Annotated in this window: 6 protein-coding genes and 1 rRNA gene; 4 read left to right on the forward strand and 3 right to left on the reverse strand. The window is 43.8% G+C overall.

Going from position 1 to position 12744, the window contains the following annotated elements; genetic code table 11:
* Positions 1 to 30: 30 nt before the first annotated feature.
* Positions 31 to 1692 carry a dipeptidase gene (locus ACRN9H_RS01285; protein ID WP_432312115.1) on the reverse strand — a complete coding sequence of 554 codons (1662 nt, stop codon included), beginning with the start codon at positions 1690 to 1692 and terminating at the stop codon, positions 31 to 33.
* Positions 1693 to 2096: 404 nt separating this feature from the next.
* Between ACRN9H_RS01285 and ACRN9H_RS01290 the strand changes: the two genes are divergently transcribed.
* Positions 2097 to 4310 (forward strand): M3 family metallopeptidase, encoded by a 2214-nt coding sequence (locus tag ACRN9H_RS01290; protein WP_432312116.1) that lies wholly within the window; start codon positions 2097 to 2099, stop codon positions 4308 to 4310.
* Between the two features lie 334 nt (positions 4311 to 4644).
* A complete protein-coding gene (locus ACRN9H_RS01295) occupies positions 4645 to 5922 on the forward strand; it encodes a DUF2254 domain-containing protein (RefSeq protein WP_432312117.1) in 1278 nt (425 codons plus the stop codon).
* Between the two features lie 96 nt (positions 5923 to 6018).
* Here the strand turns inward: ACRN9H_RS01295 and ACRN9H_RS01300 are convergent, their stop codons facing one another.
* Positions 6019 to 8163, reverse strand: a complete 2145-nt coding sequence (locus ACRN9H_RS01300; protein WP_432312118.1) for a M3 family metallopeptidase — start codon at positions 8161 to 8163, stop codon at positions 6019 to 6021.
* Positions 8164 to 8896: 733 nt separating this feature from the next.
* Here ACRN9H_RS01300 and ACRN9H_RS01305 point away from each other — a divergent pair.
* Positions 8897 to 10963 (forward strand): bifunctional 2',3'-cyclic-nucleotide 2'-phosphodiesterase/3'-nucleotidase, encoded by a 2067-nt coding sequence (locus ACRN9H_RS01305; protein ID WP_432312119.1) that lies wholly within the window; start codon positions 8897 to 8899, stop codon positions 10961 to 10963.
* A gap of 205 nt (positions 10964 to 11168) precedes the next feature.
* Positions 11169 to 11912, forward strand: a complete 744-nt coding sequence (locus ACRN9H_RS01310; RefSeq protein ID WP_432312120.1) for a DUF2057 domain-containing protein — start codon at positions 11169 to 11171, stop codon at positions 11910 to 11912.
* 450 nt (positions 11913 to 12362) lie between these two features.
* Here the strand turns inward: ACRN9H_RS01310 and rrf are convergent.
* Positions 12363 to 12478, reverse strand: a 5S ribosomal RNA gene (gene rrf / locus ACRN9H_RS01315).
* Between the last annotated feature and the right edge of the window lie 266 nt (positions 12479 to 12744).

Raw genomic sequence — 12744 nt, forward strand, 5'->3', positions numbered from 1 at the left:
TTCAAACAAAGTTTGGAATGATTGTGAGCACTATTTCACCGCCGATAGCTCGATAAACGCTGCGGTGTACATTTTTAGGTTCAGCATAAATTGCTTATGGGTGATGAATTCTTTCTCGGTGTGGCCAGTGTACTCCACGCCCGGCATGGCTGGGCCAAAACTTAAGGCATTGGGGAATAATTTACTATTGGTTGAGCCACCAATGGCAACGGGTTTAGGGTCAAGTATACCCGTAAAGTAGGCAAACACGTCGAGCAGGGTTTGTTCCTGCGGCGCATCTTTCATCACCATAGGTTCGCCCCAATAGCTTTCAATATCAACAAGCTGTACTTGATGTTTATCCTGCCACAGGGTTAAGGCTTCACGGGCTTGTTTAGCGAGCAACTCTGGTGTTTTTCCGACAGGGCGACGCAAGTTAATAATCACCTCAGTGCCCTTTTGCGTTTCGGTCACAACTGTGGGTACTAATGTCAGCGACCCCATAAAATCATCTTTGTAGGCTAAGTCACCAAACTGTTCTGCATAAATCCCTAAACCCACTAATTCATTAATAGCGGCAACCGTTAAGGACGCCGTTGTTTGCGGCCAAGGCGCATGATTTTGTTCATAGCTCTGTTCATGGCTCAGATTGTTACTTAACAATGCTGCAAGATGAGTTACCGCATTCACGCCATCTTCTGGGGTAGATGAATGTGCGGCTTTACCGTCGGCAAAAATATGTAGCTTACACAGGCTATCGACGCAGTGGTTTTCAAAACGATATTTCATCCCTTGCTGCGCTGCGGCTTTGGTTTGCAATTTTGTTAGCAATGCGGGTGAAACCGCCTCAATTTGCGCCTCGGCTTGCTGCGGTACTTGGCTGGCAAAATAGCCACCAGAGAAAGCTGTTAACGTGGGAGTTTGAGTTGCAGCCTCTGCTTTAGCGTCTATATTGGAGATCGTAATATTGGGCACAGTAAACGCAATCTTACTCCAACCTTTTTCGGCGGTGACCACTGGGTATTCGGCATCAATGGTAATGTTCATATCCGCAGGTGTGTAATGGGTGAGAAAGGTTTCAAGTGGTTCCCAATCGGATTCTTCAGCTAAATAAACTAACAGTTCAATGCGTCTATCTCGCTTAATTTGCTTATCTTTAATCGCCTTCATAGCGTACATGGCAGTAACAATGGCGCCTTTATCATCCTCTGTGCCACGACCAATCAATTTGCCCGGCTCAGATTGGCTATCGAGTAAATAAGGGCTCTGCGCCCACAACGCAGGATTGGCAGGCTGCACATCGCCATGGGTGACAACTCCTAATTTTTTAGGCTCGCCCGTGCTAGATGACGTCGCATCTAAACCAATTAAGATGACATAACCATGATCGACATAATCTAAACCCAGTGTTTGACTCAGTTGTTGTAAGCTCGACTTAAAGCCCACAAAAGCCGGATTAGTGTCCGGAGTTTGCCCTTCAACGGCTTGAGTATTAAAGCTAACTAACTCAGCCAAACTCTGCACCATAGCCGCATCGTATTTAGCGACTGCATAATCGGCGACCTTAACGGCATTGGAGCTTAACAGGGGGATGTTAGTGTTTGCTGCAACATCTGCGGCAAGACTTTGCGGAATAATAGCGCTGGAGGCTGTCAGTAACGCCAAGGATAAAGCCAAACGCACGGAAATACGTGGAATATAAGATTGAGACATACTAGATCCTGTTATTGTTATTAGTGTTAGGACCGTACTGCAATAGACGGTTTTAAAAGGAATGAAAGGGTTTGTGTTGCCGTGATTAGCATGACTTATATTACCTATATACGTGCACGACTTAACTCAGCTCACGTGCCAACACGCTAATTTGCAATATGGTTTGAGCCTATTTAGTTTGCCATATTGCTTTGCTTAAATACCTGAAATAAAACATTTGTTACAAATAAAATACAAAACCAATAGGATCCAACCTGCGATACATGTTAAAAAATCACCTTAATAATTTAATTGTTTTAGCCGTTCTCAGATTGTTCACTTCCTGAAATCTATGGTTATCAAAATCTACGGCTATCACCTATTCCAGCATGCATAACAATAATCGACCTAACGGGGAACTAATAATGAAGGGACTAACCCTTAAAGCGCAAGCCCTCAAGCCACGCACCGCTAAACTCACGCTAAGTGCCATTGCTTTAGCCTTAACCTTAGGTGCTTGCAGCGCACAACAACCCGATGCCAGTGTGCAAGCAAATGCAGCGCCTAATGCCGTTTCAATGCAAATTATCAGCCAGAATGCGACCAATCCATTCTTTAAACCCTATGATACTTTTATGGAAATCCCAGACTTTGATAAAATCAAACCTGAACATTTCCTTCCTGCATTTAAAGCGGGTATTGCCCAGCAACACGAACAGATGCAAGCCATCGTTGATAATAAAGCTAAGCCTACCTTCGCTAATACCATTGAAGCAATGGAGTTTTCAGGCGATTTGGTTACGCAGGTATCGAATGTTTTCTTCAACCTAACGGGCGCCGACACCACCCCTGCGTTGCAGGCCATTTCGAAAGAAGTGTCGCCGATGTTATCGTCCGCTGAAGATGATATTTTGCTCAATGACAAACTGTTTCAAAAAGTCAAATCGGTTCATGATGCAAAAGACAGCTTAAAGCTCAATACAGCGCAAGCAAAATTACTGGAAGATACCTATAAATCTTTCACCCGTGGCGGCGCTAACTTAAGCGAGCAAGATAAAACCAAACTGCGCGCATTAAACGATGAAATCGGTAAACTCAATCTCACCTTTGGTGACAATCTACTCGCTGAAACCAATGCCTTTGAACTTGTTATCGATAGCAAAACGGATTTAGCGGGCTTACCCGCAGATGTGATTGCCACCGCCTTTGAAACCGCTAAAAAACGTGGCCACGAAGGCAAGTGGGTATTTACCACTTCTCGCCCTTCTATCACGCCTTTTTTAACCTATGCCGATAACCGTCAATTACGTGAAATCTTATATAAAGGTTATACAGAGCGTGGCAATAACAATAATGCCCACGATAACAAAACCATCCTAGCTAAAATTGCAGCCCTGCGCGCAGAACGCGCCCAGTTGATGGGCTATAAAACCCATGCTGATTTTGTGTTAGAAGAACGCACCGCTAAAACGCCCGAAAACGTCTACGGTTTACTCAATAAAGTATGGCCAGCGGCATTGGCCCAAGCCAAAAACGAAGTGGCTGATATGCAAGCTATGATTGACGCTCAAGGTGGCAATTTTAAGCTGCAAGCGTGGGACTGGGATTACTACGCAGACAAGATTCGTGTCGCTAAGTACAGCTTTAACGAGCAACAAACCCGTCCGTATTTCTCCCTTGATAGCACCCTTAAAGGCGTGTTCTACACCGCGAACCGTTTGTACGGTTTGACCTTTAAGGAACGTACCGACTTACCCAAATACAATGCAGAAGTGCGTACATGGGAAGTCTACGATAAAGACGGCACATTAATGGCTATCTTTATGGGCGATTATTTCACCCGTGACAGCAAACGTGGCGGCGCGTGGATGAACTCCTTCCGCAAGCAATACAATATGAATGGCGTTGATTCTAAACCTATTATTGTTAACGTATTGAACTACCCTCGCCCAGTGGGCAATGAGCCAGCGCTGCTGACCTTCGATGAAGCCAGCACTCTCTTCCACGAGTTTGGTCACGCCCTACACGGAATGTTATCGAACGTCGAATATCGCTCACAGGGTGGCACCGCCGTACCTCGCGATTACGTTGAGTTCCCATCGCAAGTGAATGAAAACTGGATGACTCAGCCAGAAGTGTTAGCCCAATTTGCCAAACATTATAAAACTGGCGAAGTGATCCCGCAGGAATTAGTGAAAAAAATCCACGCGGCGAGTAAGTTTAATCAAGGGTTTTCGACGGTTGAATATGTTGCGGCCACTAAGCTCGATTTAGATTGGCACACTCTGACCGACACCACGCCAAAAGATGCCGCCAAATTTGAAGCAGACTCGTTAGCGGCTATGGGATTAATTAATCAAATTAACCCACGCTATCGCAGCACCTACTTCTCGCATATTTTCGCGGGTGGTTATTCTGCAGGTTACTACAGCTACCTTTGGTCGGATATTTTAGGTGCCGATGCCTTTGAAGCCTTTAAAGAAAACGGCATTTTCGACAAGGCCACTGCAGATTCCTTCCGTAACAATATCCTTTCAAAAGGCGGCAGCGACGATCCAATGCTGATGTATAAGAACTTTCGCGGTAAAGAAGCGGGCATAGAGCCGCTACTGCGTAGTCGTGGCTTACTGGCCGAATAACCTCAATAAGGGTTAAAAATAAGATGAATAACGGGAGCCTAGGCTCCCGTTACTTTTGATATTACAGCGTAAATAGAGCTATGCTCATTCGACTAGAGTTTAATCATTAATAGTATTATTTATAAAGAATTAGATTTAATTAACCATAAATCAAATAATTAAATTTTGGGGTTATCCATTAAAAATAGTATGCGCCCAGTATGACTAGATGAATATTATCTATAATGACAACATCTATTTTGAGCCGTTTTTTTAAAAGCTTAACCACACATTTTTCTCTTTCAACTCAAAAATGAGTGCGTATTAACAAAAGATGACAACACCGGAGACTGAAATGAGTTCTACCGTATTAACTGACCGCGTCAGAGTTTTTCTCAATCAGTTTCGCCACCGACTGTGGGTAAAACCACTGATCGTTTGCCTGCTTTCAATTATGGCAGCCTTAATCGCAAAATTGGCGGATGGTACTGGATTAGCACAAATCACACCTGAGGTTTCATTAGATTCCATTGAGGTACTTTTATCCATCATGGCTTCAAGCATGCTGGTGATTGCCACATTTTCCGTGGGTTCTATGGTATCGGCCTATGCCTCTGCAGCAACAACAGCAACACCACGATCCTTCGTATTAGTTGTTGCCGACGATGCATCTCAAAATGCACTCTCCACGTTTGTCGGTGCCTTCATTTTTAGCATAGTAGCCCTTACGGCGGTAAAAAATAGTTACTTTCAAACGGCAGGATTGTTTATCCTTTTTCTGCTAACGGCGCTGATCTTCAGCGTAGTGATTTTTACGTTTGTGCGCTGGGTAGATAGCATTGCCCGTCTCGGACGTATGGGCACAACGATTGAGAAAGTAGAAATAGCGACCGCTGCATCGCTAAAGCGGCGAAAGCATGCGCCCACACTTTGCGGCGTATCAGTGAGCTCAGAGGCTAGCGGACACGCGGTGTATTCGGTGAATGTTGGTTATGTTCAATACATCAACATTGCGGCACTACATAACTGGGCTGAAAAACATAAAATGCGCGTGGTGATAGCGGCCTTACCGGGCACTTTTGCTGCTCAAAATCGACCATTAGCCTACATTCGTTCCGATTCAGGCGATTTGGCCGAGATGGATTACGCTCCCGTTTTAGCAGCATTCCAGATTGGTGACGTTCGTCTTTTCGATGATGATCCCCGATTTGGTTTAGTGGTACTGTCGGAGATTGCTGGACGCGCGCTGTCGCCTGCGGTGAATGATCCCGGAACAGCTATTTGCATCATAGGAACTCTAGTACGACTCTTTACGCTATGGGATGAACCTTTGACAAATACTGACCGCCAAACACCCGAGTACAATCGTATCGAAGTACCTGAAATATGCCCTCAGGATATGTGTGATGATGCTTTTACTGCGATTGCCAGAGATGGCGCTGGCGTAGTTGAAGTGGCGGTTCGTCTTCAAAAAGCCCTCGGTTCTTTAGCATCGAGCCATGATAAAAATATACGCGCTGCCGCTGAATACCATGGTGAATTAGCGTTAAAACGTGCGCAAATTGCGCTGAATGTCGCAGAAGATTTTAAAGCCGTGCAAGCTGCCGCGCACTTCACCGGCCCAGCAGATTAGCAAGTGGCTCAATCGGCGCGTCATATGTTATATAACACAATAAAAAAGGCTTGCTAGGTTTCCCTAGCAAGCCTTTCATTTTAAATAACCAACCGATTAGTCGACTAAACCACGGCGCTTTAACAGTGCTTCTGTTGTCGGTTTTTTACCAGTAAAGTGAATATAATCTTGCATGAGATCTTCACTGTTACCTTTAGATAAGACTTCCTTACGGAATTTATCACCATTATCAGCTTTTAATCCACCTTGCTCGCCCATATAGGCAAAGGCATCGGCAGCAAACACTTCGGTCCACAAATAGGCGTAATATCCCGCGGAATAACCACCAGAGAAGGCATGGCTAAAGTAGCTCGATTTATAACGTGGTGGAATAGGTGCAAAATCAAGGCCGTGTTGAGCTAACACTTGGTGTTCAAACTTCTCTACATCGCTAATTTGTGTGTCTGCACTGATAGAGTGCCATTCCATATCTAACAAGGCCGCTGAAAGATATTCAACAGTATCAAAGCCTTGGCCAAACTTATTGGCCGCTAATATTTTATCAAGTAGCGCCTTAGGAATGGGCTCACCTGTCTGATAGTGTTTGGCATAGTTAGCAATTACAACAGGATCAATATTCCAATCTTCGTTAACCTGTGAGGGGAATTCAACAAAGTCACGCGCCGTTGATGTGCCAGCAACGCTAGGGTATTTCACCTGCGAGAATAAACCGTGAACCGCATGACCAAATTCATGGAACAGAGTGGTCACTTCATCGAAGGTCATTAGCGTTGGGCCATCAGCTGGCTTAGGAATATTAAGCGCGTTGTAAACAACAGGTTTAGTGTCAAGCAGACCGCTTTGAGTGACGAACTCATCCATCCACGCGCCGCCGCCTTTGCCTTCACGGGCATAGGGGTCAAGGTAGAATAAGCCAATAGAACTGTTATCTTTATCAAACACTTCAAAGGCTAATACATCGGAATGCCACACGGGTAAATCGGTACGCGCTTTTAAAGTGATGCCATACAGCTTATGCATGGCGAAAAATAATCCGTCTTGCAATACCGTATTAAACTCAAAATAGGGCTTGATAGTGCTCTCATCGAGGGAGTATTTCTCTTGGCGCACTTTATTAGCGTAATAAGCCCAGTCCCAAGGTTGTAGTTCAAAATCACCACCCGCTTTTTTGATTTCAGCTTGAATATCAGCGGCTTCAACTTTAGCGCGCGCCAGCGCTTTAGGGGCTAAATCATCGAGAATTTCATACACAGCAGCAGGGGTTTTCGCCATTTGGTCAGCAACCGCATAGGATGCCCAAGTATCAAACCCAAGTAAGTTGGCCTTTTTAGCCCGTATTTGCGCCATTTTGACAATCAATGGACCATTGCTTGCCACCGAACGATGCGCTGAGGTTTGCCACACTTTTTGGCGTAGTTCTCGGTTATCTAAACTCGCCAGCACAGGCTGGCGCGTGGTATTAACGAGAGTAATTAAATAACCCTCTTTACCGGCAGCTTTAGCGGCCGCGGCTAAGGTGGCAATTTCGTTATCAGATAAACCGGCTAACAGAGCTTTATCGGTTACAACAATCACATCATCTTTAAATGATTTTAAACTGTTTTGTGAAAAATCCGTCGCTAAGGTTGCGAGCTCGGCATTAAAGTCGCGCATCTTAGCTTTATCTTCAGCGGACAATTTTGCGCCAGCACGGACAAACTGCTCATAATAATATTCAACTAAACGCTGATCTTCTGCATTCAAGTTACTCTTTTGTTGATACACGGCTTCAACACGGGCAAATAGCGTTGGGTCGAGATAAATATTATCGCGATGGGCGGCTAACTTAGGCGCAAGATCCGCTTCCGTTTTCTGAAAATCATCATTCGAAATCAAACCCGCAAGATTAAAGAAAATTCGCGACACCCGCGTTAATAGCTCACCTGAGGTTTCCATTGCCAGAATGGTGTTGTCAAAACTGGCCGCTTGTTTGTTATTTATAATGGCCGCGATTTCGACATCATGGGCTTTCATGCCCTGCTCAAAAGCGGGAGCATAATCTGCCGTATTGATCAGATTAAATTGCGGAGCTTGATCCTGCAGTGAGCTCTTGCTAAGTAACACATTAGTTGCCTCTACTTTAGTGGCGGTTTGCGTAGCAACGGCATTTTTAGCTTCATTGGTATTTGCAGCAGGCTGGTCTGAACAAGCACTCAGTAACAAAGCCGTAGCCACGGCTGTGGTAATAACGGACTTACGCATATTAACTCCCTTGAATGTTGCAGCCCTTTCGATTGTATTTTTAAAGTGAAAGGTGCGTGCTAATGAATTTTAGCTTGCAGCTTAAAATAGTCAGTTTAACGCATTCTATTTTAAACAGTCTGTTTAACGAACACATATGATACGTACGTCAATTTCGATGAGCTACCTTAACAACTTATGCCTATTTCAGCCAAGTTTTACCTGCATAGTTAACCGTTAATTTGTATCACTTTATGTGTATTTCCAGTCTAAATGTGCCTATGCCAATTCTAAGTTAAATTGAATATGCTTCAATAAGAACTAAGCACATGCAAGCAGGTGTGATGAGCATTAAATAAAATGTGATGTAAAAAGAAATATTTAAATCAATTTAATTAGATTTTTTAAGCCAGATATTCTCAACATAGACAACTGTGTCAGTAAATAAAACGCCGTTCCGATAAAGTATATTAATTATTCTTAATAAACTTTTCACCTCGGTTATTTAAACATCTACATAACAAATACACAGATTAAATAGCTCGTTATTTAGGCTAATACGCTATTGGTCACAATTTTAAATCACTTTATTCAATTAATGTCACACTCAGATCATAAAATGTCTTTATAATTCTTACTCGTTAACTTAATGATAAATTAACTTAACAGTTAAACCACACTGAATTAACGGGATGATGGGCATGCTCTTTACGGAACATGCGTTGGGGTCAAATAAATATAAATAGAGATAACTATGTTAAATAAGAAAATACTTGCAGTGATGATCACTGCAACCTTGGGTGTGAGTGCCTGTAACTCAGATGATGACACCATTATTCAACCTGATGGTAAAATCGTTCAAGCCGATTTACGAGTACTAGAAACCACAGATTTGCACACAAATATCATGGATTTCAACTACTACAGCGGCAAAAATGACCCAACTATCGGTCTAGCCCGCACCGCAAGTTTGATCCATGCGGCACGCAGTGAAGCTAAAAACAGTGTTTTAGTCGATAACGGCGATCTACTGCAAGGCAGCCCAATGGGCGATTATATGGCGAAAGTTGGCCTGCAAATGGGAGATGTTCATCCAGCCTATAAAGCCATGAACCTATTAGATTATGAAGTCGGTAATATCGGTAATCATGAATTTAACTATGGTTTAGATTTCTTAGATAAATCGATTAGTGGTGCCGATTTTCCTTATATCAACTCAAACGTTTATTGCGCTAACGATAATGGCTGCTGGAATGAAGTTAAAAAAGGTGAAAATTTATTCACCCCTTATATCATCAAAGAAAAACAAATTATCGACAGTGAAGGCAATAGCCAAAGCATTAAAATTGGTTACATTGGCTTTGTACCACCACAAATCCTATTGTGGGATAAACAAAATCTTACAGGCAAAGTAACGGTTGAGGATATTGTTAAAACCGCGAAAAAATATGTCCCCGAAATGAAAGCCAAAGGGGCTGACATTATTATCGCTATTCCTCACTCAGGTATTGGTTCGTCTGAAAACCCCGGCGATCCTATGGCTGAAAACGCCACTTACGCATTGACTTACGTTGACGGTATAGATGCGATTTTATTTGGTCACAGCCACTCCATCTTTCCAGATGCTAAGTATGCAGACTTACCCAATACCGACGTCACTAAAGGCCTACTGAATGGTGTCCCCGCCGTAATGCCAGGCCGTTGGGGTGATAACTTAGGCGTGGTTGACTTTAAACTTGAGCGTAAGGACGGTAAATGGACTGTTATCAGTGCAAAAACTGAGGCTCGTCCGATTTATGATGGCGCGAATAAAACCGCATTAGTTGCCGCTGATGCCGCTATTCATGATGCCGTCGCAGCAGAGCACCAAGGCACCCTCGCCTTTGTGGATGAACCTATCGGTGTCGCTGCAGCAGATATGTATAGCTTTCTTACTTTAGTGCAAGACGATCCTACGGTGCAAATCGTTTCCGATGCGCAAATCGCTAACGTGAAAGCGAAATTACCTATGGAATTAAAAGGTCTGCCAGTGCTGTCAGCCTCAGCCCCATTTAAAGCGGGCGGTCGCCACGGTACAACGAGTGATGCGGACCAATTTGTTCAAGTCGATAAAGGGCCACTGACCTTCAAAAACGCCGCCGATCTGTACCTGTATCCCAATACTATGGTGGCAGTCAAAGCAACTGGCGCAGAATTGAAAGATTGGCTCGAGTGCTCAGCCAACCAATTCAATCAAATCGACCCTACAAAAACTACGCCACAGGGTTTAATCAACTGGGATGGTCATCCAACCTATAACTTTGACGTGCTTGATGGCTTAACTTATAAGATTGATGTCACGCAACCGAGTAAGTTTGACCGCGATTGCGCGGTGGTTAATGCCAGTGCAAATCGTATTGTAGATTTAAGCTATAAGGACGAAAACGGTAAAGTCATCACAGGTGAAGAGCTTGCGACAAAAGAGTTTATCGTCACCTCAAATAACTACCGTGCTTTTGGTGGTAAGTTTGCTGGAACGGGTAGCGACCATGTGGTGCTAGAACTACCAGATACTAACCGCGAAGCGTTAGCAGCTTATATCACAGAGCAGTCCAAGTACAACGAAGTGACGGGTAAGTACGACGCCATGGTTAATCCAAGTGCTGATTACAACTGGGATTTTAAAACAATCACCACTAACATCGTATTAGACGTTCGCTTCGAAACTCAAGATAGTGATAAAGCTGCTGCCTTTATCAAAGATAATCAGCAACGTGAAATGAAGAAGATCACCACCGATGCACTGGGTTTCGCCGTTTATAGCATTGACTTAACCCAATAGACGTTCAATAACAAATATCACACTCAAAAGGCTCCTCGTGAGCCTTTTTTATTCCCTGCAGATAAAATTAACGCTAATCTGCGCTTCATATAAACGACTTATCGCCATTAGGGTTATCATAAACCACACTGAGCATTACCCGCTTTGTGCCGTCAGATATTAGCCTTATTATTTAGCGGCGCTCTTGTAACAACTGAGAAAACGTATGAAATATCAATCAATCTTATGTACCACAGCGTTAATGCTGAGCACTGTGCAACCCGCTGTTGCCGATGTGAATCTAAAGCTACCTAAAAACGCTGAGGTGCTAACCGTCAATGGCAAACCAGCAGTAAAGAGTGGCGAACTCATCTTAGCCGATGGTATGAATCAAATTGCCTTTCGTTATGCTGCGCAATACCGACAACAGGCTGATTCAGTACATTATCTATCTGATGTGTTAATTATCCGTTTTGATGCCTCAGAGCAAATACTGACGCTGACACTTCCTGCAATAAACTCAGCCAAAGACGCAAAACAATTTGATGAATTAGCCAACTTGACGTTATTAAATGCTCAAGATGAAGCAGTGAGTTTTACCAACGATAAATTGATTAAGAATGGGGTTCAACTAGGGCGGGATTTTGAGCATGAAATACTTCAGTACAACCTTAGCGATCGTCCCGCATCATTAAACATCACGATGACACAATCGGGTAATGCCATGGTGCCACCGTCAACCAAAACACTATCAGCAGGCCAGCCACAAATGCGCCAAGCTCCTGTCATCGCATCCACAAACTTGCTCGCACCAGCTGTGATGACGTCAATGGTCTCTGCGGTCGATGATAAGGCTCAGCAAGCTACACCGCCTAGCCAAGCTGAAATCAGCCAGATGCTTGATTATTGGTATAAACAAGCCAACGACAATACTAAAGCCAGCTTCAAGGCCAAAATTAATCAAGAGTGATTCATTCAACAATATACTAGCGTTGTAGAGGCTAGCTAATACACAACCCCACGAACACAGCTTCAACTGTCAATAATCAAAACGCCAGTTTAGTGTGAACTGGCGACTCAACATATAGCTCAATAGCATTGTAAACAGTTGAATTATTTTTAAGGCTTTAAAATACACTATTTCTGCCAAATTGCAGACGCAAAAAAGCCAGCTTATTCAGCTGGCTTCGTTACATCTCATCGAGATAATTAGGCGCTTGGCGATGACCTACTCTCACATGGGGGTGAAATCATAGCGCTATAAATACGCAGTATTTAGCCATGATTGAACGCGCAGAAGCTTGTCTTCGTAGCCGGGGAGTCCGCTTAGCGGCGGGTTGACATCGAGATAAGTTTTCGCGAAGCGTATAAACACAAAAGCCCTAGCGGTTTAGGCTAGGGCTTTTGTGTTTATTTGGATGCTTGGCGATGACCTACTCTCACATGGGGAGACCCCACACTACCATCGGCGCGTTTGCGTTTCACTTCTGAGTTCGGGATGGGATCAGGTGGTTCCACAAGGCTATTGTCACCAAGCAAATTCTTACTGGTTAATTGTCCGTCTGACGGCATTGTCTCCTCGCTACTGTGCTCATGTACTAACGTACACTCCGCGCCTCGCTCGTCACGGCTTTGTCAGCCTAACAATTTCCTGCGTAATTAACCTTTTAATTAAAATTCGGAAAGCTGATTTTCTTTGTTTGAGTCTTTAACTTTATCAAGTGTCAATATTCGTCTAAGGCCATGCAAAACCCATCTGGGTTGTATGGTTAAGCCTCTCGAGTCATTAGTACATGTTAGCT

It is taken from the genome of Shewanella sp. MF08487, assembly GCF_050848685.1.
Taxonomy (GTDB): Bacteria; Pseudomonadota; Gammaproteobacteria; order Enterobacterales; family Shewanellaceae; genus Shewanella; species Shewanella glacialipiscicola.